Raw genomic sequence first — 26,923 nt, forward strand, 5'->3', positions numbered from 1 at the left:
TCAATAACAAACCCTACGCACACGGCGTAAAAGGGACATTAAGGACGCTCAAGCCCCGCACGATCCAAAATGAAATCAATCATCGGCTCATAACGGCGCGGCGGAACGTTATCGTCCATCGGCACGCACACCGGCAAATCTCCCTGCTCAGCCGCAACAAACAGACCCGGATCATTACAATCCGCAATGCCAATCGTCAGCAGCTTACGAGTAGACGCCGCATAACCACCCATACCGTGATCCGAAACCACCAGGTCCGGGGTCACGCCACGCGCCTCCAGCTGATCCAAAGCGATGCGCATCGGGCCGGGGAAATGCGTATGCTGCAGGTTGCCGTACTGCTCAAACATCACGACATCCATAATCTGGCGGACGTCGCCGTCCAGGAAACGCTCGCCCTCCTCAATCTGAAGAACCTCAGCACCAGCAGCCTTCGCCGCCGCAGCCATCACCGCGTACATGGGGAACAAACCCGCCGGGTGACCGGTCGCAAACAGAATACGAGAACCCGCACGCACCGCCTCACCGAAGATACGGGCGTACTCCTCCAGCGCGCTGATGCACTGCTCAGCACCAATAGTGTCCTGGCCGTGAGTATGCGAACGGTCCGGGTTCAGACCCGCGCGGCGGACCATCACCTCAAACACCGAATCGTAATCCCACTCACGGGTCCACTGCACACCAAACTCAAGGTGCTCATTACCATCCAGGAAACCCTGAATGTGGTCCAGGTTATTCTCTCGGGCGGTTGCCACCTCGCCGGTAATACGCACAGAATCCAGGTACGCGGCGAACTCATTGCGGCTCATCGAGAAAGACATTAAAACTCCTCACAACGTGAAAAATACATTACTGCGAGATACCCTCACGTACCTCGGCATAAGCTTCCAGGGTCTTACGCGCCGTCTGCTCCCAACCCATCGTGCGGGCACGCGCAGCGGCGTTCGCACCCAACGAATGACGCAGATACGGGGCACGCACCAGACGCTCAATAGCCGCAGCCCAACGCTGCGGAGTACGAGGCGCCACCAGCAGACCCGTACGGTGGTTCTCCACCGCATAGCGCAGACCGTCAGCATCCGTAGCGAGCACCGCCGCGCCGCATGCCTGCGCCTCCAGCGCCACCAAACCGAACGTCTCAGATGAGGACGGGGACGCCACAATATCGGCGGCACGGAAAATATTCGCCAACTCAGACGCCGGAACCGGGTCCTTCAAATGCACCCGATCCGCCACACCCAGCTCAGCTGCACGCTGCAACAGGCGGCGCTCATAATCCGAATCGGAACGACCAATAATATCTACGTCCACCTGCAAATCATCGGGGAGCAGCGCGAGTGCCTCCACCAGCAGATGCGGGCCCTTCAACGGCTGAGGCCTACCGGCAAAAACAATGCGGCAACGAGTCTCAGAGGTGTCATTGAGCGGATGCACGCCAGGAATCGTATGGAAAATCGAGGTGTCAACACCCGGCGGGATAGTGGCAAGCTTCTGCGCGTCCGTACCGTAATACTCGCCCATCTGCTGCGCCTCCAGGGGAGTATTCACAATCACCCGGCTCGCGGAGCTACTCATCAGGCGCTCGGCGGCATAGCGCTCCTCGGGTTCGGGCGCCTCACCTTCGCCGCGGCGCGCATCCTTGGCAGCAGCCGTCGTATGCGGAGTAAAAAGAACAGGAACCGGGAAGCCAACGCCCTGAGCCGACCACAGGTCGGATGCACGAGCCGCAGCCTGACCCGACAGCCAATAGTGGGCGTGAATAATATCCGGGGTGTACAGTGCCTGCTCGACGCACGCCTGCGCAAAATCATCGGTGACCGCAGCCAGCTCGTTCTTCGAAAGACCACGGGCGGAGGGCAGATCAAGACTGTGGCGCACAAGGCGCTCGCCGGGCTGAGGAGGCTGACGGAACGGCGAATCGGTCGGAAGCGCCTCACCGCGATCCAGGGTGAAAACCTCAACCCGCAGCTCCGGATCCAGTTCCAGCATGGCATGCACCGACCGGGCAATATAGACGTTCATGCCGCCTGCATCTCCGCTACCGGGCTGCGCAAAAGGGTCGGTGTGCATGGAATACACGTGAACCGTCCGAACCGGCGGCAGAGTGCTCATCGATGCTTTCCTCTCTAAAGGGGTACCTGACCTAGTGTAGCGCGACAGGACTTTCGCACAGCGGGAGGTCTAGAATTTAGTAGAAGAGAGGCTGCTCAAGTACAGCCTGTAGTACCCGCCCGTCAGAAACGAAGGACCATGACTCACCCTCAGCAGCCTGCCGAACCGCTTTACTGCCCGCCCTGCGCTCCCGGCCAGGTGGAACGTAGCGCCACGATTGATCTTGACGCGCTGGAATATAATGTGCGCCGACTCAAGGAACTCATTGGCGACCGCGTGCTCATTGCAGTGATTAAGGCGGATGCGTACGGTCACGGCGCGTACCCGGTGGCACGTTCGGCTATTGCAGCCGGCGCTGACCTGCTGGGTGTGGTGCACGTGAACGAGGCGCTGGAACTGCGTGCTGACGGTATTGATGCGCCGCTCATGGCGTGGCTGCACACCCCCTCCACCGATTTTGAGGCTGCACTGCAGGAGAAGATTCGTCTGGGTGTTTCCGGTTGGGACCTGGAGGCGGTTGCCGCCGCCGCTGAATGCACCGGCGAGCGCGCTATCGTGCATCTGAAGGCTGATACCGGTCTGGGCCGTAACGGTGCCACCGCGGCGGATTGGCCTGCGCTGGTGGCTCGCGCCGCTTCCCTGGAGGATGCCGGTCTGATTACGGTTGAGGGTATTTTTAGCCACCTGGCGGTTGCGGATGAGCCGACCCGCGCCGAGACTGCGCAGCAGGTCGATACTTTGGATACTTTTGTGGCTCAGGCTCGTGAGGCTGGCCTGGCCCCGAAGATCGTGCATTTGGCGAACTCCCCGGCGACCCTGACCGCCTCGCTGGAGGGCTGGGACACTGAGGAGCGTCTGCTCGGTGACGGCGTGCGTTGCGGCCTCGCGCTGTACGGTCTTTCCCCGCTGCCGGAGGTGACCGCTGAAGACCTGGGGTTGAAGCCCGTCATGACGGTGGGCAGCTACATTGCCGCCGTGAAGGAAGTTCCTGCAGGTCAGGGTGTTTCCTACGGTCTGCGCTACCACACTCCCAAGGCAACCACCCTGGCGCTTGTGCCGCTCGGCTACGCTGACGGTGTGCCGCGCATTGCGGAGAACGCGCCGGTGCGCATCTACCCGGGCGCGCAGAACGTGGAGAACGGCTCCGTGCCTAATAACGCGGAGGGTACGACCTACCGCGTGGTTGGCCGCGTCGCCATGGACCAGATGGTCGTTGACCTGGGCGAACCCGGCCTGAGCGATCCCGCCCTGGGGTACCTGGGCGCGCCCGCCATCCTTTTTGGCGCTGGCGAGAACCCGCCCGTAGAGGAGTGGGCTGAAGCGGCGCAGACCATTAACTACGAAATCGTGACCCGTATTTCTCCCCGTGTGGAGCGCCTCTACGTCGGCGGCTCCTGGGTTGAAGCTGAGCTGAACGAGCTGTGGGGCACCGGCGAGGAACAGGAGGGCTAATGAGCGCTGAATACATTTCTGCCGCCCTCGACCTGGACGTGACCGGCCCCGACCATACGCGCCGCCTGGCGCTCACCCTGGCGCAGCACCTGAACGCCGGGGACGTACTACTCCTCTCGGGCGAGCTCGGCGCGGGCAAGACCACGTTCACCCGCTCCCTGGGCGAAGGCCTGGGCGTGCGCGAAGGTGTTATCTCACCGACCTTCGTGCTCTCGCGCGTGCACCCAAACCTGCCGGACGGCCCCCGCCCCGGCGGCCCCGACCTGGTGCACGTGGACGCCTACCGCCTCTCCAGTGCCGAAGAGCTCGACGACCTGGACCTGGAGTTCTCCCTGCCGCGCTCGGTGACCGTCATCGAGTGGGGCCGCGATAAGGCTGAGCATCTGAGCGATTCCCGCCTGGAGCTGGACTTCACCCGTCTGACTGGTGCGGATGCGCGCTTTGCCTACTCGGGTGCCGAAGAGTTCAGCTGGGACGACGAAGACGAAAGTGACGAGGACGCGGACACCCCCGAACCTCGCCTGCTGCGGGTGCGCGCCTTCGGCCCCCGCTGGGAGCACGCTTTCGACGCTCTGAAAGAGGCCCTGCAGAGCGCCTAGAGCCCGCGCGTTAGAATGATAGGGTGCTAGTACTTGCCCTTGATTCATCCGCCACCGCATCTGTGGCGCTCGCCCGTGTGCACGGCTCCGAAGCCGGTGCGTCCTTCGAAATCCTCGCCCGCTACGAGAGCGAAGATACCCGCTCCCATGCCGAGGTGATGGGACCCTACGCGCGGGCTGCCCTGCAGGACGCTGGCGTGCGCGGCGAAGACTTGGATGCGATTCTGACCGGTACCGGTCCGGGACCTTTTACGGGTCTGCGTGCCGGTATCGTTACTGCGCGCGCTCTGGGTTTTGCCTGGTCGGTGCCGGTGTACGGCATGATGAGCTTGACCGCCCTGGCTGAGCGCGCTGTATCCGGTGCGGCTGCCGGGGAAGCAGGCGCAGTTGCCGAGGAAGAGAACGTAGAACGAGCGTTCGCCTCTGCTGAAGGTGCTGAACTGCTCGTACTCTCCGACGCGCGCCGCCGCGAAGTCTACTCCGCCCGCTACTGCGTGAACGCCGAAGGCTACAGCCTGGTGGACGGCCCGAACGTATGCCCCGCCTCCGAAATTCTGCCCGGTGGGGGCCCCTCCTACGCCTACGGTTACGGTGCTGGCCTGTACACCGAGGCCCTCGAAGAGCACGGCTGGACCATCGTTGATTCTGCCCGCGAGGTTCACCCGCACGCCGAGTACCTAGTTGCCGCCGCGGCACGCCTGGGCGTAGAGAACCTGAGCGAGGACACCTCCGCCCAGTACCTGCGCGACTCAGACGCAAAGGTCCCCGCCGCAATGCTCGCCCGCCAGCAGAAGCAGGCCGCGCAGGCAGCTGCACAGACTGCCGCGCAGAAGGAGAACTAAATGAGCGCTACCGAAAATATCGTGCGAGACGACCTAGCACAGGGTGCCCGCCTGCGCATTGCCGAACTTGCCGACGTGCAGACCATGCACCGCATGGAAACCACACTGTTCCCCGCCGACGCCTGGCACATCGACATGTTCCTCGAAGAGCTGACCCACCCGACCCGAACCTACTACATGCTCGAACTGCCTGCAGAAGGTTCGGAAGATAACGAGGGCAGCTGGCGCGCCATCGGCTACTGCGGAACCATGGTCGTAGCCGACACCGCCGACGTTCAGACCATCGGCGTGCTCCCCGAGTACGAGGGTCACGGCTTCGGTCGCGCCATGCTCGAGCAGATGCACGAGCGCGCCCGCGAGCAGGGAGCCGAGCGTATCCTGCTGGAGGTGCGTGCCGACAACCCGCGCGCCCAGCGCCTCTACGAACGCAACGGCTACCGTGCGATTCACGTACGCCGCGGCTACTACGATGACGGAACCGACGCCATCATTATGGAATGCACGTTCTAAATAGTCCGTGGAGCTAAACGGCAATCCCCGCACTAGGGGCAAGCTTCCACCGCCCTCTACATCGCAGTATCCCTACAACACAGCATCCCTACATCACTGCAACTAGAAGCACTACGCGCAGACAGCGCAACAGAAAGATGAACTATGAGCACTCGCGAACCCCTCGTTCTGGGCATCGAATCCTCCTGCGACGAGACCGGAATCGGCATTGTGCACGGTGCACAGCTGCTCAGCAACACCATCTCCTCCTCCATGGAAGAGCACGTGCGCTTTGGCGGCGTGATCCCCGAAATCGCCTCCCGCGCTCACCTGGACGCCATGATTCCCGCCCTCAAAGCGGCACTTGCCGAAGCGGACATCACCCTCGATCAGGTGGACGCCATCGCCGTGACCGCGGGTCCCGGTCTGGCCGGTGCCCTCATGGTGGGTGTTTCCGCGGCAAAGGCGCTCGCCATCGCCACCGGCAAGCCCCTCTACGGCATTAACCACCTGGTCGCGCACGTTGGCGTTGGCCTGCTCGAGGACAACGGCACCGAGGACGGCTCCGACCTGCTGGCCAACGCCGGCTCGGGCGGCCTGGGCGCGCTTCTGGTCTCTGGTGGTCACACCGAAATCCTGCAGGTGCGCGACATTACCTCCGATGTGCGCCTGCTCGGCGCAACCCTGGATGACGCCGCCGGCGAGGCCTACGACAAGGTCGCCCGCCTGCTCGGCTTGGATTACCCGGGTGGCCCCGCCATCGACCGCGCCGCCGCGCAAGGTAACCGCAACGCCTTCGTGTTCCCGCGCGGCCTGTCGAACCGCAAATTCATGGGCACCGCCGAGAACCCCGGAGAGCATCGCTACGACTTCTCCTTCTCGGGCCTGAAGACCGCAGTGGCGCGCGTGATTGAGAGCTTCGAAGCCGCCGGTGAAGAGATCCCTGTTGCTGATATCGCCGCCTCCTTCCAAGAAGCGGTCGTGGACGTCATCACCAAGAAGGCGATGCTCGCCTGCCGCGAGCAGGGCATGAAGACCCTGCTACTCGGCGGTGGCGTGGCGGCAAACTCGCGTCTGCGCGAGCTGCTGGCCGCCCGATGCGCCTCCGAGGGTGTGCGCCTAATCATTCCGAAGTTCACCCTGTGCACCGACAACGGCGCGATGGTTGCCGCCCTGGGCGCCCGCCTGGTCGCCGCGGGCCGCGAGCCCTCGGGCGTGGACTTCACGACGGACTCCTCGCTGCCGGTGACCACCGTCTGCTTCTAAACTGCCTGCTTCTAAAAAAGCTCGTAGAAATGCCTCGGCACAGTCTCATGATGACTGCGCCGAGGCATTTTACGTATCTAAGTTTTCTTCCCGCGAGGGGTTAGCGCAGCGCTCGCGCACGAGACTGCGCGGCCACATCCAGTGCCACCTCACGCATCGAGCCGGTGCGCTCGAACACTGCACGCTGGCGGTCGGCTCCCGTACCTTCCGCAAGGATGCGGCGCACCTGTGCCAGCTCCACCTCGCAGTCCAGGTCGCGGGCCACCGGCTCCAGCTCGGGCAGCAGCAGTTCAAAGTCCTCGCGCAAGGTGCGCTGCTCCGGCGCGTTGGAAACCACGATCTTTGCGTCCAGGCCGTAGCGGGCCACGCGCCACTTATTCTCCTGCGCGTGCCAGGGGGCCAGCACCTCGGGCTTGTCGCCGGCCTCAATGCGGCGGGAGAAGTACTCCACCAGGCACTGGGTGAACGCCACAACCGCGGCAACATCCGGCAGGGAGGCCAGGCCGTCGCAATAGCGCATCTCAATGGTGCCGTAGCGCGGAACCGGGCGCACATCCCAGCGGTCCTCACTCGGGTCGTTAATCACGTCGGTCGCCACCAGTGAATCCAGGTACTCGCTGTACTGCTCCCAGGTGTCGAAGTGGAAGGGCAGGCCGTTGGTCGGCAGCTGCTGGTAGAGCTGGGTGCGGTGCGAGGCGTAACCGGTGTCGATGCCCTCCCAGTATGGGGAGGAGCAGGAGAGCGCCAGCAGGTGCGGCCCGTAGTTGGTGAGCGCGTCAACGAGCGGCAGAACCTTATCGCGAGAATCCACACCCACGTGCACGTGCACGCCGTAGATGACCATGTGGCGGCCCCAATACTGGGCGCGCTCCACGACGCGCCGATAGCGTTCTTTGGCCACGACGGGCTGCTCGGACCAGCGGGAGAACGGGTGCGTGCCCGCCGGGTAGAACTCGATACCCAGCCCGTCGGTAATCTCGCGAATGGTGTCGGTCAACTCCTGCAGCTGGCGGCAGGCCTGCGCCACGGTCGTGCAGACGCCGGTGATGACCTCGATGGTGTTCTCCAGGAATTCCCCGGTCACGTGCGCCCGGTCGGAGGCGGGCTCAAGCAGCTCGGGGCGGCGCTCGCGCAGGATGGATAGCACCTCGCTGGCGCGCTGGGTCAGTGCGCCGCTTTCACGGTCGATAAGCGCAATCTCCCATTCCACGCCGAGAGTGGACTGCGGGGAGGTAGCAAAGTCGATCATATTGCCTTTCCTGCGTCTGGAAATAGGGTCGTGCATGGTGCCGACTATGGAAGTTATTATCGGTGGGCTCTGCCCGGCTGTGCGCTAGCCTGTGAGAGCTGGCTCCTTGAGGGAGTACCTCTACTAGGCCGCGTATCTTTGATCAGGCACAGTATCTTTATCCGGCACCGTATCTAGTGTACGGTCTTGCGGTTCCCAGTGCCCTGTCGAGTGCAGAATCCGGAACGGTACCGTAATGAATCGTCATGAACGGTAACCTGTCCTCGGGGCTGGGCAGTCAGGGTTGGGTAGCCAGGGTTGAGTAGTCAAGGCTGGTTAGTTAGGGCTGGCGAGGTTGGAGCGGGCGCACGTGCCAGCCGACGCGTCGTGAATCCCTACCCGAACCGATGCGGGTAAAGACCAGCGTTGCCGGACGGTACGAGGACTCCTGAGTACCCGAAGAAGAATTAGCGTTCTTTTTCTGTTTCTTCTTGGAAGGCTTAGAACCCGCAGAACCCAGTAGTCGCGCCCGCAACTGCTCCGGAACAATATCCACGCCACGCTTCTTAATAGTCAGCGCCGTAAAGCCCTGCTCACGCACCCAATGCTTCAGCTGCTTCTCCTGCAGGGGAATCTCCTCCAGCACCTCGTAGCAGGCAACCAGCGGATGCGCCACCGGCTCGGCAGAACACAGGTACGCCAGGTGCTCATCCAGCAGGTGCGCGCCAATACTCTGCGCAAACTCAGCGACCAGGTGCGAGCGCACAATCGCCGGGGCAGGCTCCAGCAGGTAATCACCGGGCTGAGGTAGGGACACCGGAACGTCAACGCTCTGCTGTGCCTCTTCCGCCGTCAAGGGGCTGCGGAAGTTCACCGCCTCGTAGGGAGGCAGTAGGGCGCAGGTTTCGGCGGTGCCTCCGGTGGATCCTTCGGTGGAGCCTTCGTTGGGGGTAGCCTCTTCCGCAGGCATCTCGCGCGCAGGGGTTTCATGCACAGAGGTCGCCGTGCGAGCCACCCCCTCCTGAGCCAGCGCGTTAAACCAGAGCACCAACTCGGCGAGGGAACCCTCCGACTGGATCCACTCCGCCTCAACGCGCGGGTTGGGGTTCGCCTCCGACGCAATATCTTCGGGTGAGGGGATGCCCTCATGCGGAAAACCGGGGCCCAACTTCACGCCCATCGGCACGCCAGTGCGCGCCAGATTCAGCACGAACGAGAACGGGGGAGAGAACGCCTCCGGATCAAAAAGACGCTCCGTCTGAGCCTTCTTCGCACCGCGCAACTCGCGGCGTGCCGGGTCCATCCACACAATGCCCACCGGCTCACCGGAAGCGTCCAGAAGTTCACCGTGCACATAATCGGTCACATCCCCCGAATACACGCGCGCCTGCGGGCAGAACTCAAGGTTCTTCGCCGCAAAAGAAGCGGTCAGCGGGTCCAACTCCACCGCAACCACGGCACCGCGATCCGCCGCATATACGGCAGAATCCGAGGCGATACCGCACCCCAAATCAGCCACCGTGCCGGCAACAGGGCGCAGACGCTGAGCGCGATAATGCGCAATCACCGGGCGGGTCGCCTGCTCCGCAGCCTCCTGAGTCAGCATGAGCGTGCGGGCGCGCTCGCCGAACTTGGCGCGCGCACGGGTACGAGCCTGCGCCAGCGAAATAATCTGTGCAGACTCCTCGGGGCTGAAACCGCGCGAACGCAAAGAGGTAACGGCGCTGAGCGTATCCGAGCCCAGCGGGTAGAGCTCGTCGGCTGCCGCGAGCGCTTCGGCGCTGAACGGAAGCTCAGCGGCGGGAGTAAAAGGGGATGTAGGCATGCTCCTCATTTTACGGGGTGCCGGTTTTGGTAGGTGGGGAGCCCGATTTGCCCAGCTTTTTGCTCAGCGTTCGCCTTGCGGTGAAACACCCCGGCAGAGGGGCGCTTTTCTTGACCGAAAGCACAGGTGAAACTAGAGTTGAGGTAGCACTCGAGACAGTCATCGGGCGCGCCACTGCGCCGCTGTCTCGCATCAAACGTAAATCCACAACCCGGAGGAACCGATTATGGCTATCAAGCCGCTGGAAGACCGCGTCGTTATCAAGATCGAACAGGCTGAGCAGACCACCGCATCCGGTCTGGTTATCCCCGAAACTGCGAAGGAAAAGCCGCAGGAAGCACGCGTTGTCGCCGTTGGTCCGGGCCGCGTGGATGAGAAGGGCAACCGCATCCCCGTAGACATCAAGGAAGGCGACGTTGTCGTGTTCTCCCGCTACGGTGGCACCGAGGTCAAGTACCAGGGCGAAGAGTACCTGATTCTCTCCGCACGCGACGTTCTGGCAATCGTCGACTAATACTTTCAGATGCTCATGCGCCGTACCGCTCATCCGGTACGGCGCATGAGCTATCATCTGCCCCTCAAATTTTCCTTTCTGTGACGCACTAGGAGTAGCGAACACATGGCTAAGCAGCTTGAATTCAACGATGCCGCCCGCAAGTCCCTGCAGGCTGGCGTCGATAAGCTGGCAAACGCGGTCAAGGTAACCCTCGGTCCGCGCGGGCGCAACGTTGTGCTCGACAAGCAGTGGGGCGCACCCGTCATCACCAATGACGGCGTGTCCATTGCCCGCGAAATTGAACTGGACGACCCGTACGAGAACCTGGGCGCCCAGCTGGCGAAGGAAGTCGCCACCAAGACCAACGACGTAGCCGGTGACGGTACCACCACCGCAACCGTGCTTGCACAGGCACTGGTCAACGAGGGCCTGCGCAATGTCACCAGCGGCGCGGCACCCGCCGAGGTCAAGCGCGGCATTGAGGCTGCTGTGGAGGCTGTCTCCGCACGCCTGCTCGAGAACGCACGCCCCGTGCAGGGCCCCGAGGTGGCGCACGTTGCCGCTATCTCCGCCCAGTCCGAGCAGATTGGTGAGCTGCTGGCTCGCGCCTTCGAGAAGGTCGGCCAGGACGGCGTCATCACCATCGAAGACGGCTCCTCCACCGAAATTGAGCTGGACATCACCGAAGGTATGCAGTTCGACAAGGGCTACCTCTCGCCCTCCTTCGTCACCGACGCTGAGCGCGGCGAAGCAGTGCTGGAGAACAGCCTCGTGCTGCTCTACCAGGGCAAGATTTCCACCATCGCAGAAATCATGCCCGTGCTCGAGAAGATCGTTCAGGCGAAGAAGCCGCTGACCATCATCGCAGAAGACGTTGACGGTGAGGCGCTCTCTGCACTGGTCGTGAACAAGCTGCGCGGCACCATCAACGTGGTCGCTCTGAAGGCTCCCGGTTTCGGTGACCGCCGTAAGGCAATCATGCAGGACCTGGCAATTCTGACCGGCGGCACCGTCGTGACCGGCGAGCTCGGCATTGACCTGCCGCAGGTCACCCTGGAGCACCTGGGCTCGGCACGCCGCGTGACCGTCACCAAGTCCCACACCACCATCGTGGACGGCGGCGGTGACCCCGAGGCAATTGAGGATCGCGTGCAGCAGCTGCGCCGCGAAATTGAGCGCGTGGATTCCGAATGGGACCGCGAGAAGCTCAAGGAGCGCCTGGCCAAGCTTGCCGGCGGCGTGGGCGTCATCAAGGTTGGTGCCGCAACTGAGGTTGAGGCGAAGGAACGCAAGCACCGCATCGAGGACGCTGTGTCCTCCACCCGTGCCGCTCTGGAAGAGGGCATCGTCTCCGGTGGCGGTTCCGCACTGGTTCACGCGCTGAAGGCACTGGACGGCATGGACCTGGGCAACCACGACGCAAACGTGGGTGTACAGATCGTTCGCCGAGCCCTGGTTCAGCCGCTGCGCTGGATCGCTGAGAACGCTGGCGAAGACGGCTACGTCATCGTCTCCAAGGTCTCCGAGCTGCCCGTGGGTCATGGCTACAACGCCAAGACCGGCGAGTACGTGGACCTCATCGAAGCCGGCGTGATTGACCCGGTGAAGGTGACCCGTTCGGCCCTGCAGAACGCCTCCTCCATCGCGGCTCTGGTGCTGACCACCGAGACCCTGGTGGTTGAGAAGCCCGAAGAAACTGAAGAAGACTAAATAGTGTGTGTGCCTGGTGCCGCCCCCTCCATCATGGAGGCCGGTACCGGGCACTCGCTGTCGGTAGGCTCGGGCGCGCTCGCGTTCGAAGGGCGCTAGAACCTGCCGACAGCCTCCCGCTGAGGGACGCTTACTATGAGTGCTTCTCAGCAAAGAAATCTTTAGCGGTTTACTATAGAAGGTAAGCTGTTCCCGTTTGCGCTCAAACCACCTTGTGGGGTGCGAGCAGACGGGTTCGTACCGCATCTTGACATATGCAACGTATAGGCTGAGCTTCTCACCGATGAAGCCAGCATCCGAAAGGTAGACAATGACCATTCCCACCGCTCTGTCCGAGGATCCCTTCGGCTTCACCGGCCTGACCTACGATGACGTGCTGTTGCTGCCCGGCAACACTGACGTTATCCCCTCCGATGCGGATACTTCCACCCGCCTGTCCAAGCGCATCACCCTGAACACCCCCATCATCTCCGCCGCAATGGACACCGTGACCGACTCCGCTATGGCAATTGCTATGGCACGTCTGGGCGGTATGGGCGTTATCCACCGCAACCTCTCCATCGAGGACCAGGCTGCACACGTGGACCGCGTCAAGCGCTCCGAGTCCGGCATGATTATCAACCCCGTCACCATTGGTGCTGACGCAACCATCGCCGAATACGACGAGGTCTGTGGCTACTACAGGGTCTCCGGTCTGCCCGTCGTCAGTGAAGAGGGCGTGCTGGAAGGTATCATCACCAACCGCGATATCCGTTACATCTCCCGCTCCGACTACGAGGGCATTCGCGTCCGCGACATCATGACCCCCATGCCGCTGGTCACCGCGCACCCCAGCGTCACCAAGGACGAAGCATTCGCGCTGCTGTCCCACAACAAGATTGAGCGTCTGCCCCTGGTCGACGACGCAGGCAAGCTCGCCGGTCTGATTACCCTGAAGGACTTCGTCAAGACTGAGCAGTACCCCAAGGCCACCAAGGACGAGGACGGCCGCCTGCGTGCCGGCGCTGCTATCGGCTTCTTCGGCGACGGCTACGAGCGCGCAATGACCCTGGTTGAGGCAGGCGTCGACGCACTGTTCGTGGACACCGCAAACGGCCACTCCCAGGGCGTGCTCGACATGATTGCCCGCCTGAAGAAGGACCCCGCCGCAGCACACGTGGACGTCATCGGTGGCCAGGCTGCAACCCGCCTGGGTGCACAGGCAATCATCGACGCCGGCGCTGACGGCGTGAAGGTCGGCGTTGGCCCCGGCTCCATCTGCACCACCCGCATTATCGCCGGTGTTGGTGTTCCCCAGGTGACCGCTATCAACGAGTCCGCTAAGGCAGCAATCCCGGCAGGTGTGCCGCTGATCGCTGACGGCGGTATGCAGCACTCCGGCGAGATCGGCAAGGCACTGGTTGCCGGCGCTGACTCCGTGATGCTCGGCTCCCTGCTGGCTGGTACCACCGAGTCTCCCGGTGAGCTGATCTTCATGAACGGTAAGCAGTACAAGGCATACCGCGGCATGGGTTCGCTCGGCGCAATGCAGACCCGCGGCCGCCACAAGTCCTTCTCCAAGGACCGCTACTTCCAGGCTGACGTCTCCAGCGAAGAGAAGCTGATTCCCGAGGGTATTGAGGGTCAGGTTCCCTTCCGCGGCCCGCTCTCCGCAGTGATTCACCAGCTCGAAGGTGGCCTGCGCCAGACCATGTTCTACGTCGGTTCCCGCACCATCGAGGAGCTCAAGTACAAGGGTCAGTTCGTGCGCATCACCCCCGCAGGTCTGAAGGAATCGCACCCGCACGACATCATGATGACCGTTGAGGCACCGAACTACCGCGCCTAATACGCATCACCAACGATGATTCCCCGCATGGCGTGCACGCCATGCGCCGTTGAGCCCGCCCCATACCCGCTCGGGTATCGGGGCGGGCATCGGCGCGAATAACGCCCAGCGGCACCCCTCAAACCGAATTCGAAAGGATTCACCCCATGTCTGAAATTCAGATTGGCCTCTCCAAGAACGCCCGCCCCACCTACTCCCTGGACGATGTGGCGCTCATTCCCACCCGCCGTACCCGCGACCGCCGCGATGTCGATACCTCCTGGCAGATTGACGCCTTCAAGTTCGACACCCCCATCATTGGTGCGCCCATGGACTCGGTCATGTCCCCGGCGACCGCTATTGCCCTGGGCAAGCTGGGTGGCCTGGGCGTGCTGAACCTTGAGGGCCTGTGGACCCGCTACGAGGACCCGCAGCCGCTGCTCGACGAGATTGTTGAGCTGCCCGAGGCGGACCCCGCCTCCGCCACCACCCGCATGCAGCAGATTTACTCCGAGCCGATCAAGCCGGAACTGATTACTGCACGCCTGGAAGAGATTCGTGACTCCGGCGTGGTTGTTGCCGGCTCCCTGAGCCCGCAGAACACCCAGGAGCACTACGAGACCGTGGTGAAGGCTGGCGTTGAGCTGTTCGTCATCCGCGGCGCATCCGTCTCCGCTGAGCACATTTCGACCTCGCACGAGCCGCTGAACCTGAAGAAGTTCATCTACGAGCTCGACGTTCCGGTCATCGTTGGTGGCGTGGCTGGCTACTCGCAGGCTAAGCACCTGATGCGTACCGGCGCAGCCGGTGTGCTGGTGGGCTTCGGTGGCGGTTCTGCACAGACCACCCGTCAGGGCCTGGGCATTTCTGCACCGATGGCAACCGCTATCGCTGACGTGGCTGCAGCACGTTCGGACTACCTGGATGAGTCCGGCGGCCGTTACGTGCACGTGATCGCTGACGGCTCCCTGGGCCGCTCCGGCGACATGGTGAAGGCGCTCGCACTGGGCGCTGACGCTGTCATGCTGGGCGCTCCGCTGGCTCGCGCATCCGAGGCTCCCGGCCAGGGCTGGTACTGGGGCAACGAGGCGCACTCGCTGGACTTCCCGCGCGGCGTGCGCACCCCGCTCGGTGTTGTAGGCTCCCTGGAGGAGGTCCTGTACGGTCCTTCGCACCACGTGAACGGCACCAGCAACATTGTCGGTGCGCTCAAGCGCGCAATGGCTAACTGCGGCTACCTGGACCTGAAGAAGTTCCAGAAGGCTGACCTGACCGTGGTTCCCTCGTACCGCGGCTAATGTAGCTTTATGAATCACCGCTTGGCGGTTGGCAGGTTTTGGTCTGCCGGTCGCCGGGCGGTGCTTTCTATACGCACGCTCTACTCCCGTTAGGGCATGTAGCGGAACCCCGGGATGGGGGAGTGGCTACGTGCCGTCGGCGGCGTACAGCGATAGCGTAAAATAGATATATCCCCGCGCAAGTGCGCGGATTAGTACCAACACGTTGAGGTAATTTTCGTGACCAACTCTGTGAACCTGGACCAGCTCGAAGAGCGTCCCGTCCTGGTGGTAGATTACGGTGCACAGTACGCACAGCTCATTGCTCGTCGCGTGCGTGAGGCCGGCATCTACTCCGAAATCGTCCCCCACTCCATGAGCACTGAGAAGATGCTCGCCAAGAACCCGGCAGCCATCGTGCTCTCCGGTGGCCCCTCCTCGGTCTACGCCGATGGCGCCCCCAAGGGTGACAAGGCCCTGTTTGAAGCTGGCGTGCCGATCTTCGGTATCTGCTACGGCTTCCAGGTCATGGCCCAGACCCTCGGCGGCACCGTCGCCCAGACCGGTCTGCGCGAATACGGCGCAACCGACGCTGTGATCTGCGCTGAGAACTCCTCCTTCCTGACCGGCACCCCCACCACCCAGAACGTGTGGATGTCTCACGGTGACTCCGTGACCGAAGCCCCCGAAGGCTTCGAGGTGCTGGCAACGACACCCGGCGCATCCGTGGCAGCATTCGTGGATGAGTCCCGCAAGCTCGGCGGCGTGCAGTGGCACCCCGAGGTGAAGCACTCCGACTACGGCCAGGTCGCCCTGGAGAACTTCCTCTACAATGTGGCAGGTCTGAAGCCCACCTGGTCCACCAACAACATCATCGAAGAGCAGGTTGCTAAGATTCGCGAGCAGGTCGGTAGCGACCGCGTCATCTGCGCGCTCTCCGGCGGCGTTGACTCCTCCGTGGCAGCAGCACTCGTGCACAAGGCTGTTGGTGACCAGCTCACCTGCTTCTTCATTGACCACGGTCTGCTCCGTGAGGGCGAGCGTGAACAGGTCGAGCAGGACTACGCAGCCTCCATGGGTATCAAGGTCATCACCATCGACGAGTCGGAGCGTTTCCTCTCCGCTCTCGAGGGCGTCACCGAGCCCGAGGCGAAGCGTAAGGCTATCGGCCGCGAGTTCATCCGCTCCTTCGAAGAGGCACAGCGCAAGCTGATTGCCGAAGCGGGCGAAGAGGGCGCAGACATCAAGTTCCTGGTCCAGGGCACCCTGTACCCGGACGTTGTCGAGTCCGGCGGTGGCGACGGCACCGCAAACATTAAGAGCCACCACAACGTGGGCGGCCTCCCCGACGACCTGACCTTCGAACTGGTTGAGCCGCTGCGCACCCTGTTCAAGGACGAGGTTCGCGCTATCGGTCGTGAGCTCGGCGTTCCCGAGAAGATCGTGGCACGTCAGCCGTTCCCCGGCCCCGGCCTGGGCATCCGCATTGTCGGCGAGGTTAATCGCGAGAACCTGGAGACCCTGCGTGCCGCTGACGCTATCGTGCGTGAAGAGCTGACCGCAGCAGGTCAGGATGAGCACATCTGGCAGTGCCCCGTGGTTCTGCTGGCTGGCGTTCGTTCCGTGGGCGTTCAGGGTGACGGCCGTACTTACGGCCACCCGATTGTTCTGCGCCCGGTCTCTTCGGAAGACGCAATGACCGCTGACTGGTCGCGCCTGCCGTACGACCTGCTGGCTAAGATCTCGAACCGTATTACCAACGAGGTCAAGGACGTTAACCGAGTGGTGCTGGACGTTACCTCCAAGCCCCCGGGAACCATTGAGTGGGAGTAATCCCGCTTTGGGCTACCTAGCTTTGTAGCTGGGAGCCTGTGAAGGAGCCGCCCGGTGCATCCGTTTGTGGATGCGCCAGGTGGCTCCTTGCATTAAGTCGTGTAGAAAAGGGGAGAAGGGTTTTGGGGCGTATTAAAAAATCCTCATTTATTTTTTAAACGCGGGGTCTAAATAAAAGAAATGCATTCCGAAAATACCCGAAAAAACATGCCGAAAAACTACACCCAGATATAAACCTTTTTAGTGTGGGTGATGCGGGTGACGAATCGAATCACGCCAATGAGCGCTCGACCCCAACCCAAAATGCAAAGCAAAAAACGTACCAAAACAGCAGAAGCCAAACGCGCACGCCATGTACACACCATAGGTCAGCATCACAAACTCAGAATCATGGCTCAGACCCGACGCCACAATCATCGTCAACGAAACAGCCAGAATGACAAGCCATGCAGCGCTCGCAGCCGCAATCAGCCACGAGATAGCACTCAGCACCGGGTGCGGGACCCTAAACGTACGCTCGGGGCCGCTCACAGGCGCTATGGGCGCGGCAGAAGCTACGGTAGCCTCAACCACCATGCTCGAAGTATTAGGGGTTGAGGGAGCCGAAGAAGAACGCCACGGAATATGGGCATCAGCATGCTGACTGGGAACCTGCGCCGGACGCTGCGGGACGCCTCCAGATTCGGGAGGGGACGAAAGATACGGCTGCTGCATTGCGGGCTCCTGCATATTTAGCCTCACGGGAGAAGGAACAGCCTAGTTCCTAATCTCGTAAGAAATGAGTGTCGGCGATAGATTGAAAGAATACGCTGAAAATATATCCTTTCTATATTTCAAGATTAGAAGCGAACCGCATAAAAAACGAGGGTTTGGCGGAATATGATGCAATATGACGCGAAAAATCCGAAAACCACAGAGAAAAAATAATCAACCTCAACCTGAAGGTTCAGGGTAGGGTTATTAGACACGCCCTAACGCGGCAAAAACAGCAGAGCTACAGCGAAAGGAACGAGCATGGGAATCATCCTCCCACTCATCTACCTAGGTCTAGGTCTGGGGCTCGCGCTACTGCTACCCGATCGCTGGAGCACCCGCCTCAAAGAAGACGCCTCAACCCTGCTGACCCGCTGGATCATTCCCGCCGTCATCATCTACACTGTCGCAACCAGCCGTCCCGAACTGTTCTTTGTCGCCGCCTCCACCATGGTGTTGATGCTCCTCGGCGTGCTCTGTGCCGGGCGCATCACCGGCGACCCCGTGCAGAAGCTCGCCTTCGTCTACCTGAACGCGGGACTCTTCGGCATCCCTGTGGTTGCCGGATTCTGGGGCGAGGAAGCCGTGCGCGTGTACATTGGCGCGTATATCGGCAACTCCATCATGGGCAATATCCTGGGCACCTCGCTGCTACGCGGTGGTTCCAAGACAGAGGCCGGGGTAGGGGAGGGCAACGCACCGGATGCACGAGCCGCTAGGAGCCGTGGCGGAACCCTCCGCACGGTACTGCGGGGTCTGCGTACCAGCCCGCCCGTTATCGCCGTGGTGGTGGGACTGCTCTGCCTGCCCGCCGGGCCCATCCTGAGCCAGTACGGGGCGGGTTTCTACCGGGTGCTCACCTGGGTTTTCAGCTTTATCGGAATGATCGTGCTGGGTATGTGGCTCGGCGCCGCCAAACTGCACCGCACAGACCTGACCCGCGCCGCCGGATGGGCTCTCCTACGCGCCGGGCTCGTGAGCGTCTACAGCGTCGGCGTGCTGGCGCTTGCCCGCTGGGCACACGATACGGCGGGCGTGCACTTCGACCAGCTGCTCGCGCATCCGCAGGTGCTCTTCATCCTTGCGGTCCTGCCGCCAGCCGCGAACATCGTCATCTTAGAAACCCACTACCGGCACGAAGGCACCGCAGCCCCCGTCATTGCCGCCGGGGCGGTCGTCAGCGTGGGAATGATTGCGCTCGCCGTGCCGATTCTGCAGTTCGTCTTCGCCAGCTAAGTAGAGCCGCCAGCTAAGCAGAGCCAAGAAAGCACGCCGGGAGAACACAGGAGACAACACAAAAGGAGGGCGGGGCATAAGCCTCACCCTCCTTCTGCTGTCTATCACCTTATCGGCACGCGGTAGCACTCAACGAGCTACAGCGCTTAGCGAACGATGTGGTACACCTTCGCCTCGTAGGGGCGCAGGGTCGAACCCGCGTCGTCCTTGTAGTTCGAGCTCACCAGCTCAACACGAGCACCAGCCTCACGAGTCTCAGAAAGCACAGCAAAGTCGCGCTCCTGCTCCTCAGCGGTGAAGTTCGAAACAACCAGCAAAGACTCGTTCGCGGGGCTGCCATCCGCACCACCGGTACGGGTGTACGCGTACACAGCCTCGTCCTCGTTGTGCGGAACCTGAACCGAATCCACCGGAGCGAAGGATGCGTAAACCATCAGGTCCTTCAGCTTGCCGCGGCGCAGAGCCACCAGCTGCTGGTAGTGGTAGAAGATCGAATCCTCATCAGCCAGAACAGCCTCAGCGTTAATCGTCGGGTAGTTCGGGTTCACAGCAATCCACGGGGTCACACCCTCGGGGCTGAAACCGCCGTTAGCGGAGGCATCCCACTGAACCGGGGTACGAGCGTTGTCGCGGCCCTTGACGTAGATAGCCTGCATCGCCTCTTCGTGGCTCAGACGCTTGTGGTCAACGTGCATGTCCTCGTAGAAGCGGATCGAGTCACCATCGCGGTAATCCTCAATCGAATCAAACTTCACGTTGGTCATGCCCAGCTCTTCACCCTGGTAAATGTACGGGGTGCCCTGCATGAAGTGCAGGGTGGTCGCCAGCTGCTTAGCGGACAGGGTACGGAACTCATCCGAATCGTTACCGAAGCGGGAGACAACGCGCGGCTGGTCGTGGTTGTTCCAGTACAGCGAACCCCAGGCGTTACCCTCCAGGGTGGTCTGCCAGTCGTTCAGGATGCGCTTGAGCTCGGTCAGCTTGTACGGTGCATAGGACCACTTGCCGCCCAGATTGCCGTTCGGGTCGTTATCCACGCCCATGTGATCGAAGTGGAAGATCATGTTCAGCTCACCGGTGTGGTAGCCGGCCCACAGCTTAGCGTCCTCGGGGCTGGTTGCGCTGGTCTCGCCCACGGTCATCACATCGTAGCGGCTGAAGGTCTCGCGGGTCAGTTCCTTCATCCACGGGTGCACCATGGTGCCGTTAGAGATGACGAACGGAATCGAGGAGGTGTGCTTCTCAAAGTCGGTGGAGGGGTCATCCGGGAAGCCCTCGGGCTTGGAGATGATGTTGATAGCGTCCAGGCGGAAGCCGTCAACGCCCTTGTCCAGCCACCAGCGGACCATGGAGTACAGGTCCTCGCGAACCTTCTCGTTCTCCCAGTTCAGGTCGGGCTGTTCCTTGAAGAAGATGTGCAGGTAGAACTGGCCGGTCGCCTCGTCCCACTCCCACGCCGGGCCACCAAACTCGGACGCCCAGTTGTTCGGAGGAATCGGGTTGCCGTCCTCGTCGAAGCCCTTCGGGTCCTTCCAAATGTAGTAGTCGCGGTAGGGGTTGTCCTTAGACGAGCGGGATTCCTTGAACCAGGGGTGCTCATCGGAGGTGTGGTTTGCGACCAAGTCCATCAGGATCTTGATGCCGTGCTTGTGGGCGGTCTCAAGCATCTCGTCAAAGTCTTCCATGGTGCCGAAGTCACTCATGATCGCGAAGTAGTCAGAGATATCGTAGCCGTTATCCACGTTCGGCGAGTCGAACACAGGGGAGAGCCAGATGACGTTGATGCCCAGCTTAGCCAGGTAGGGCAGCTTCTCGGTGATGCCCTTCAGATCACCGATGCCGTCGCCGTTCGCGTCGTTGAAGGAACGGGGGTACACCTGGTACACCACGGCTTCCTTCCACCACTGGCGGCCCTCGTAGGAGGGAACCTCGTATGCCTCGGAATTGCTCATAATTGCCTTTCTGTACCGGCGGGTTACGCCGAAGAGAAAAAAGGAGTCTGTGATTGAAGTATAGGGCGAAGAGGGACCGGAATGTCTGTTCCGGATCCCCTTCGCACAGTATGAGTGGGGTACGACTACTTGGCGTTACCGAAGAGGTACACCTTCGCCTCGTAGGGGCGCAGTAGGGTGCCCTCGTCGGTGAACTCGCGGTTCTCATCGCGGTAGTTCGAGCTAATCAGCTTCGGGGTGTTCTCGATTGCCTTCAGCTCAGTCGGGGAGAGTGCCTGCGAGTTGGTCAGCACCACCGAGTCCAGGTTGCCGCCCGCGTAGTTCAGCTGAACGGTGTCATCGGTGAAGTTCGCGACGACCAGCAGGGCGCGCTCGCCGGTTGCGGCGGCGTCCTCATCGGAGTTCACGCGCAGGTAGGCGTAAACCTGGTCATCCTCTTCATCCAGCAGGCGGTACTCGCCGGTCAGGATAATCGGGTACTCGCGGCGCAGGCTAATCAGATCGCGGTAGTGGTAGAACACCGAATCCTGGTCGGCGAGCTCTGCCTCCGCGTTGATTTCGGTGTAGCGCGGGTTCAGCTTCAGCCACGGGGTGCCGGTGGTGAAGCCTGCGTTCTCACCGGCGGTCCACTGCATGGGGGTGCGGGCGTTATCGCGGCCGGAGGCGCTAATGTAGCGCAGCATGTCCTCCGCGGAGACGCGGCCCGACTCTTCAACGTACTTGCGCCAAGAGTCGTGAATCTCCAGGTCGTTGTAGTCCTTCACATCGTCGAAGAAGACATTGGTCATGCCCAGCTCTTCACCCTGGTAGATGTAGGGGGTACCCTGCATCAGGTGCAGCACGGTGCCCAGCATCTTGGCGCTGACGGTGCGGTACTCGGGGGAGTCGTTACCGAAGCGGGAGACGGTGCGCGGCTGGTCGTGGTTGTTCCAGTACAGGGAGTTCCAGCCGCGACCGTGCAGACCCTCCTGCCAGTGGGTGAGGACCTTCTTCAGGTCCACCAGGTTGAAGCGGCGGTCGGACCACTTGCCGGTCACGCCACCCTCGGAGGCGTCCACATCCATGTGCTCGAACTGGAAGACCATCTGCAGCTCGTTGCGGTCGAAACCGGTGTAGAGTGCGGCGTCGTCCACGGTCACGCAGGGGGTTTCGCCCACGGTCATGACCGGGTACTTGCTCAAGACCTCGCGGTTCATCTCCTGCAGGAATTCGTGCACGCGCGGGCCGTTGGCTGCGACAGCCAGGGAGTTGTCGAGGCCGCCAGCGAGGACTGCCGGGTCCTCGGGGAAGGAGAGGTCCTTAGAAATCAGGTTGATGACGTCCATGCGGAAGCCGTCCACGCCCTTGTCCAGCCAGAAGCGCATGATGTCGTAGACCTCTTCGCGGACCTTCGGGTTCTCCCAGTTGAGGTCGGGCTGCTTGACGGAGAAGTAGTGCAGGTAGAACTGGCCGGTCGCCTCGTCCCATTCCCACACGGAGGGGCTGAAGCAGGAAATCCAGTTGTTCGGCGGGATCGGCTTGCCGTCCTCGTCGAAGCCCTTGGGGTCGCGCCAGATGTAGTAGTCGCGGTAGGGGTTGTCCTTGGAGGAGCGTGCCTGCTTGAACCATTCGTGCTCGTCGGAGGTGTGGTTGACGACCAGGTCCATCATGAGCTTGATGCCGTGCTCGTGCGCGGTTTCGAGCAGCTTGTCGAAGTCTTCCATGGTGCCGAACTCGGTCATGATGGCACGGTAGTCGGAGATGTCGTAGCCGTTATCGTCGTTCGGGGACGCGTAGATGGGGGAGAGCCACAGCACCTGAATGCCCAGGTCGGCGAGGTACGGAATCTTCTCGGTGATACCGGGCAGGTCGCCGATGCCGTCGCCGTTGGAGTCGTTGAAGGAGCGGGGGTAAATCTGGTAGACAACGGGTTCCTGCCACCACTGGGTCTGGGTCGTCATTGTTCTTCCTTCCCTTGGTATGGATGAGTGTTGTGTGGTGCCGCTCTGCGGGCGGCTAACGTCTGATGCCCCTTTAGGACTGGCTGGTGAGGGGCGTAAGGAGGCTCTCCGGCGCCCAGCTGGAGGGGTCAATCTCTAGCAGCAGGCCGCTGTGGTCGGAGATCGCCTCGGGGGAGTTGTCACGGAAGACAACCGCGTGGGATACCACGTCGACCAGGCGGTCAGCGAAGACAAAGTCGATGCGCTTGGCATCCGTGCTACCTTCCCAGCCGGCGATTTCGCGGTGGACGGTGTTCTCGCCGTCGGTGTGCTCCGCTAGGGATCGGGTATCCACCATGCCGCTGGAGGTGACCAGCGCGTAGCCTTCATTGCTCAGATGTGCTGCGGAGTTGAAGTCGCCGCCGAGCAGTACCGGTGCGGTGCGGGCGCACTCGGCAAGCTCCTGCGAGAGGTGTGCGTATTCCTGCGCGAAGAGGGGCTCGCCGTCGAAGTCCCACCAGGACATGTGGGTGGTGGCGCACCAGAAGGTGCCCGTCTCAGTTTCGATGAGCGTTGCCTGTGCTGCGCGGCGCTGCACCTGGTGGTAGCCGTAGCCGGGGGACATATTGATGGGCTTGATACCGCGAATCGGCAGGCGCGAGAGGATAGCTACGCATTCGTCGTAACGGTCCCAACCGATGTGGGTTTCGGTGAGGGTCCACTCGTAAGTGGCACCCATTTCGTTGAGCGCCTGCACGAGCAGCAGGGCGTAGTTGTCTTCGCGGACCGGAACGCCGGCGCCGCCGCGGTAGTTGAGGGGCTCCTTCACCACGGGGGTGGAGGTGAGCTGGTTGACTTCCTGCAACGCAATGACGTCCACCTGCTGTTCAATAATGAACTTGGCGAGGGTACGGATCTTGGCAATCTGGTGGATTTCGCACCAGCTGTGCGTATTGAGGGTGAGGAAGCGCATGTATTAAGTCCGGGGTATGTGTGAGGTTGAAGAATGATATGCGCACCGCGTATTGAGGTGGTGAGTGTTTATGCACTCTGACCTCTATGGGCGCACTGTTTATGCTATCGATTCTGTGCGCTAGGTAATAGGGAAAAAGTCTCATCTGCAGCAAGTATTTTTAACCAGTGCCGGGATATGTTTCAGGTTCTGAAAAACTCTTTCAAAACTCACAGTTTTGGTACCTGTGGGCAGGTATGACCTGGCATTATTGTTTCTGTCTAAAACACATTCGGCATTTAGCGCACGCAGGATATGTGGCACCCGTCTCATATACTTTCGTTTGAGGGTATAAAGATACGGCGTTGCCACCGCAGACCGGCAACGATCGCCGGCACCTGCGTCCGCTCACTCGACAACCCGAAAGGGCGTATAGCCTCATGATGGAAAAAGTACAGAGGTTCGGCTCTGCCATGCTGGCACCCGTTCTTCTCTTCGCATTCGCTGGCCTCGCGGTCGGTATTGCGATCATTGCACAGAACGGCGACCTGATTCCCCTCGCTGCTGACAAGGAAAGCGCGTGGAACCACTTCTGGTCCGTTTGGGAGTCCGGCGCATGGACCGTCTTCAACCAGATGGAACTGCTCTTCGTGATCGGTCTGCCCATTGCACTGGCAAAGACCGCTAACGCACGTGCAGTGATGGAAGCTGCAATGGTCTACCTGACCTTCAACTACTTCGTCGGCGCCATGCTCAAGGTATGGGGCAAGGGCGGCACCGGTTTCTTCGACCTGGACTACACCACCGACATCTCTAAGAGCGCGGCAGGTACCGGTCTGAAGATGATCGCCGGTATCAAGACCATGGACACCGGTATCTTCGGTGCAATCATCATCTCTGCAATCGTGGTGTGGGTACACAACCGCTGGTTCGACAAGAAGCTGCCCGACTTCCTCGGTATCTTCCAGGGTTCCCAGTACGTCTACGGCGTCTGCTTCTTCCTGATGATGCCCGTGGCATTCCTGTTCTCCTGGCTGTGGCCCTACGCTCAGCACGGCATCTCCTCCCTGCAGGGCTTCTTCATCGCATCCGGCGCACTCGGCGTGTGGGTTTACACCTTCCTCGAGCGCTTCCTGATTCCGACCGGTCTGCACCACTTTATCTACTCCCCGTTCGTCTTCGGTAATGTTGTTACCCCGAACGGTATTGCTAAGGACTGGCCGACCCACCTGACCGAGTTCGCAAAGAGCGACAAGCCCCTGAAGGAACTGTTCCCCGGCGGCGGCTTCGCACTGCACGGTAACTCCAAGGTCTTTGCACCCATCGGTATCGCAGCGGCGTTCTACACCACTGCTCGTCCCGAGAAGCGCAAGGAAGTTCTCGCTCTGATGATCCCCGTCTGCCTCACCGCGATCCTGATTGGTATCACCGAGCCCCTCGAGTTCACCTTCCTGTTCCTGGCACCCCCGCTGTTCCTGGTCCACGCAATCCTGGCAGCATCCATGGCAGCAATCATGTACCAGCTGGGTCTGGTTGGTTACATGGGTGGCGGTCTGCTCGACTTCCTGTTCCAGAACTGGATCCCGCTGTGGGCAAACCACTCCGGCACCTACCTCATGCAGATTGGTGTGGGCCTGTGCTTCACCGTCCTGTACTTCCTGATCTTCCGCTTCATGATTCTGAAGTTTGACTTCAAGACCCCCGGTCGTGAAGAAGACGGCGGCGAGACCAAGCTCTACAGCAAGGCAGAGTACAAGGCAGCTAAGGCTGCTGAGAAGAACGGCGGCGCAGCTGCTGAGTCCGCTGACGGCGACCTCTACGCACCCCGTGCAGCTGGCTTCCTCGAACTGCTCGGTGGCGCAGAGAACATCACCACCGTGAACAACTGCGCAACCCGCCTGCGTGTCTCCGTTGCTGATGAGTCCCTCGTCAGCCCCTCGGATGCAGACTTCAAGAATGCAGGCGCTCTGGGTCTGGTCCGTAAGGGCAAGGCATTCCAGGTTATCGTCGGCATGGATGTTCCCCAGGTTCGCGAGCGTTTCGAGACCATGGTGAACGAAGCTAAGACCCTCTCCTAAGAGGAATCAGCTTTCAACCGTCTGACGGCATAACGCCTCATAAGGTATAGACTTCGCCGGCGGTATCGGATAACACCGATGCCGCCGGCGAAGCTGTATCCAGGCTCGCACCCGGACTCAAATCTGCACGAGGCACCCACCCAAAGTGAGAGACGACCAACCTCGCCCACCCTGGCCGATGACCCTAGAGCGTGTACTATTTATATATTGCTCACCATCGGATTCAGGAGCTTTGAGTGGATTTACAAGACGTCGTGAATGCGAACCAGCACCGATTCAGTGAAACTGAACGGGAAATTTTGGCATTCATGCTAGAAAATGAAGAGTTCGTTGCGGAGTCAACGATCAACTCTTTGGCACATAAAACTTATACTTCGACCAGCTCAATTATCCGCCTGACGAAGAAGCTGAACTTCTCCGGATTTGCTGAGTTGAAGTACTTCATTAAGTCCTCTCTGAACCGCAGCGAACCCTTCAACCCGCGGTTCATTGAGAGCGGCCGCGAAGACATTCAGCGCACCTATGACTACCTCGAGCACATGGAGCTGAGCGGACTGCTCAAGCGCATCCATGAGGCTCGCACTGTGTACTGCTTCGGTACCGGCTACGCTCAGCGCAATGCTGTGCAGGAATTTACCAAGTCCATGCAGGTCTGCGGTAAGTTCTGCCAGGTCATCCCGGCACGTAATGAGTTCGAAAGCGCCATGAACAATATGACCCAGGACGACGTGGTCATCATTGTGTCCTTCTCCGGTCAGACCGAGAACATGCGCGAACACATTAAGATGCTGGCGCTACGCCGCATCCCCATGATTGCGGTGACCGCCATTGGTGTGAACTACATGTCCTCGCACGCCGAGTACTCCCTGCACTACCAGACGACCCCCACCCAGATCAGCACCCAGCGTAAGCCCTACTACTCTTTTGTTGCGCTGTCGGTGCTGCTGGACTACATCGTGCGCCGTTACATTGAACACGTTGAGAATGAGCGCCGCGAATCCCTACAGGACCAGGTGGATGACGCCCTCAACGCTGGGGATGAAACCGACGCCTGATAAGGCATTACTGTGCCCACCTGCTCCTTCACTCACTCCTCC

21 protein-coding genes are annotated in these 26,923 nt (G+C 61.2%); 13 read left to right on the forward strand and 8 right to left on the reverse strand.

Annotated elements, in window-relative coordinates; genetic code table 11:
* Window positions 1-38 precede the first annotated feature (38 nt).
* Complete coding sequence (locus tag HMPREF2528_RS00435; RefSeq protein WP_070506892.1) at window positions 39-821, reverse strand: phosphatase; 783 nt, start codon at window positions 819-821, stop codon at window positions 39-41.
* A gap of 28 nt (window positions 822-849) precedes the next feature.
* Window positions 850-2,112 carry a glycosyltransferase gene (locus HMPREF2528_RS00440; RefSeq protein WP_070506890.1) on the reverse strand — a complete coding sequence of 421 codons (1,263 nt, stop codon included), beginning with the start codon at window positions 2,110-2,112 and terminating at the stop codon, window positions 850-852.
* Between the two features lie 138 nt (window positions 2,113-2,250).
* Here HMPREF2528_RS00440 and alr point away from each other — a divergent pair, with 138 nt between their 5' ends.
* From alr to tsaD, 5 genes are all read left to right on the forward strand, one after another.
* Window positions 2,251-3,564, forward strand: coding sequence for an alanine racemase (alr, locus tag HMPREF2528_RS00445; protein ID WP_070506887.1), 1,314 nt, complete (start codon window positions 2,251-2,253; stop codon window positions 3,562-3,564).
* Window positions 3,564-4,163: a tRNA (adenosine(37)-N6)-threonylcarbamoyltransferase complex ATPase subunit type 1 TsaE gene (tsaE, locus tag HMPREF2528_RS00450; RefSeq protein WP_049358743.1), complete on the forward strand. Its 600-nt coding sequence runs from the start codon at window positions 3,564-3,566 to the stop codon at window positions 4,161-4,163. The genes alr and tsaE overlap by 1 nt, the downstream gene beginning before the upstream one ends.
* A 23-nt stretch (window positions 4,164-4,186) precedes the next feature.
* The gene (gene tsaB, locus HMPREF2528_RS00455; RefSeq protein WP_070541473.1) at window positions 4,187-5,005 is read left to right on the forward strand and encodes a tRNA (adenosine(37)-N6)-threonylcarbamoyltransferase complex dimerization subunit type 1 TsaB; all 819 of its coding nucleotides are present in this window, start codon (window positions 4,187-4,189) and stop codon (window positions 5,003-5,005) included.
* The gene (rimI, locus tag HMPREF2528_RS00460; RefSeq protein ID WP_049341807.1) at window positions 5,006-5,515 is read left to right on the forward strand and encodes a ribosomal protein S18-alanine N-acetyltransferase; all 510 of its coding nucleotides are present in this window, start codon (window positions 5,006-5,008) and stop codon (window positions 5,513-5,515) included.
* A gap of 144 nt (window positions 5,516-5,659) precedes the next feature.
* Entirely contained in the window at window positions 5,660-6,760 is a 1,101-nt protein-coding gene (gene tsaD, locus HMPREF2528_RS00465; protein WP_049349291.1) for a tRNA (adenosine(37)-N6)-threonylcarbamoyltransferase complex transferase subunit TsaD, read from the forward strand.
* Window positions 6,761-6,860: 100 nt separating this feature from the next.
* Here tsaD and HMPREF2528_RS00470 read toward each other — a convergent pair whose 3' ends face one another.
* Both HMPREF2528_RS00470 and HMPREF2528_RS00475 read right to left on the reverse strand, forming a co-directional pair.
* Window positions 6,861-8,009: a glutamate--cysteine ligase gene (locus HMPREF2528_RS00470; protein WP_049358746.1), complete on the reverse strand. Its 1,149-nt coding sequence runs from the start codon at window positions 8,007-8,009 to the stop codon at window positions 6,861-6,863.
* Window positions 8,010-8,328: 319 nt separating this feature from the next.
* Entirely contained in the window at window positions 8,329-9,813 is a 1,485-nt protein-coding gene (locus tag HMPREF2528_RS00475; RefSeq protein ID WP_371326304.1) for a class I SAM-dependent methyltransferase, read from the reverse strand.
* 226 nt (window positions 9,814-10,039) lie between these two features.
* Between HMPREF2528_RS00475 and groES the strand changes: the two genes are divergently transcribed.
* The 5 genes from groES to guaA all read left to right on the forward strand — a co-directional run bounded on the left by groES (window position 10,040) and on the right by guaA (window position 16,936).
* Window positions 10,040-10,327 (forward strand): co-chaperone GroES, encoded by a 288-nt coding sequence (groES, locus tag HMPREF2528_RS00480; RefSeq protein WP_005505066.1) that lies wholly within the window; start codon window positions 10,040-10,042, stop codon window positions 10,325-10,327.
* Window positions 10,328-10,432: 105 nt separating this feature from the next.
* A complete protein-coding gene (gene groL / locus HMPREF2528_RS00485; RefSeq protein ID WP_070541476.1) occupies window positions 10,433-12,019 on the forward strand; it encodes a chaperonin GroEL in 1,587 nt (528 codons plus the stop codon).
* A 310-nt stretch (window positions 12,020-12,329) separates the two neighbouring features.
* On the forward strand, window positions 12,330-13,847 hold the full coding sequence (gene guaB / locus HMPREF2528_RS00490; protein ID WP_049363231.1) for an IMP dehydrogenase: 1,518 nt from the start codon (window positions 12,330-12,332) through the stop codon (window positions 13,845-13,847).
* A 146-nt stretch (window positions 13,848-13,993) separates the two neighbouring features.
* The gene (locus HMPREF2528_RS00495) at window positions 13,994-15,124 is read left to right on the forward strand and encodes a GuaB3 family IMP dehydrogenase-related protein (RefSeq protein WP_049363234.1); all 1,131 of its coding nucleotides are present in this window, start codon (window positions 13,994-13,996) and stop codon (window positions 15,122-15,124) included.
* 219 nt (window positions 15,125-15,343) lie between these two features.
* Entirely contained in the window at window positions 15,344-16,936 is a 1,593-nt protein-coding gene (gene guaA / locus HMPREF2528_RS00500; protein WP_012903093.1) for a glutamine-hydrolyzing GMP synthase, read from the forward strand.
* Window positions 16,937-17,176: 240 nt separating this feature from the next.
* On the opposite strand, the gene HMPREF2528_RS09080 is transcribed toward guaA, so the two are convergent.
* Window positions 17,177-17,665, reverse strand: coding sequence for a hypothetical protein (locus HMPREF2528_RS09080; RefSeq protein ID WP_141744451.1), 489 nt, complete (start codon window positions 17,663-17,665; stop codon window positions 17,177-17,179).
* A 285-nt stretch (window positions 17,666-17,950) separates the two neighbouring features.
* Here HMPREF2528_RS09080 and HMPREF2528_RS00505 point away from each other — a divergent pair, with 285 nt between their 5' ends.
* Window positions 17,951-18,925 carry an AEC family transporter gene (locus tag HMPREF2528_RS00505; protein ID WP_070506885.1) on the forward strand — a complete coding sequence of 325 codons (975 nt, stop codon included), beginning with the start codon at window positions 17,951-17,953 and terminating at the stop codon, window positions 18,923-18,925.
* A gap of 146 nt (window positions 18,926-19,071) precedes the next feature.
* Here HMPREF2528_RS00505 and HMPREF2528_RS00510 read toward each other — a convergent pair whose 3' ends face one another.
* From HMPREF2528_RS00510 to HMPREF2528_RS00520, 3 genes are all read right to left on the reverse strand, one after another.
* Window positions 19,072-20,877 (reverse strand): glycoside hydrolase family 13 protein, encoded by a 1,806-nt coding sequence (locus HMPREF2528_RS00510; RefSeq protein WP_070541479.1) that lies wholly within the window; start codon window positions 20,875-20,877, stop codon window positions 19,072-19,074.
* Window positions 20,878-21,002: 125 nt separating this feature from the next.
* Window positions 21,003-22,817: a glycoside hydrolase family 13 protein gene (locus HMPREF2528_RS00515; RefSeq protein ID WP_070541482.1), complete on the reverse strand. Its 1,815-nt coding sequence runs from the start codon at window positions 22,815-22,817 to the stop codon at window positions 21,003-21,005.
* Between the two features lie 73 nt (window positions 22,818-22,890).
* Window positions 22,891-23,769, reverse strand: coding sequence for an endonuclease/exonuclease/phosphatase family protein (locus HMPREF2528_RS00520; RefSeq protein ID WP_049346414.1), 879 nt, complete (start codon window positions 23,767-23,769; stop codon window positions 22,891-22,893).
* 422 nt (window positions 23,770-24,191) lie between these two features.
* On the opposite strand from HMPREF2528_RS00520, the gene HMPREF2528_RS00525 reads away from it, so the two are divergent.
* Window positions 24,192-25,826 (forward strand): alpha-glucoside-specific PTS transporter subunit IIBC, encoded by a 1,635-nt coding sequence (locus tag HMPREF2528_RS00525; protein ID WP_305793915.1) that lies wholly within the window; start codon window positions 24,192-24,194, stop codon window positions 25,824-25,826.
* A gap of 254 nt (window positions 25,827-26,080) precedes the next feature.
* Window positions 26,081-26,881, forward strand: a complete 801-nt coding sequence (locus HMPREF2528_RS00530) for a MurR/RpiR family transcriptional regulator (RefSeq protein ID WP_231840311.1) — start codon at window positions 26,081-26,083, stop codon at window positions 26,879-26,881.
* Window positions 26,882-26,923: the final 42 nt, after the last annotated feature.

The sequence above is a fragment of the Rothia sp. HMSC078H08 genome, assembly GCF_001808955.1.
In the GTDB taxonomy this organism is placed as follows: Bacteria; Actinomycetota; Actinomycetes; order Actinomycetales; family Micrococcaceae; genus Rothia.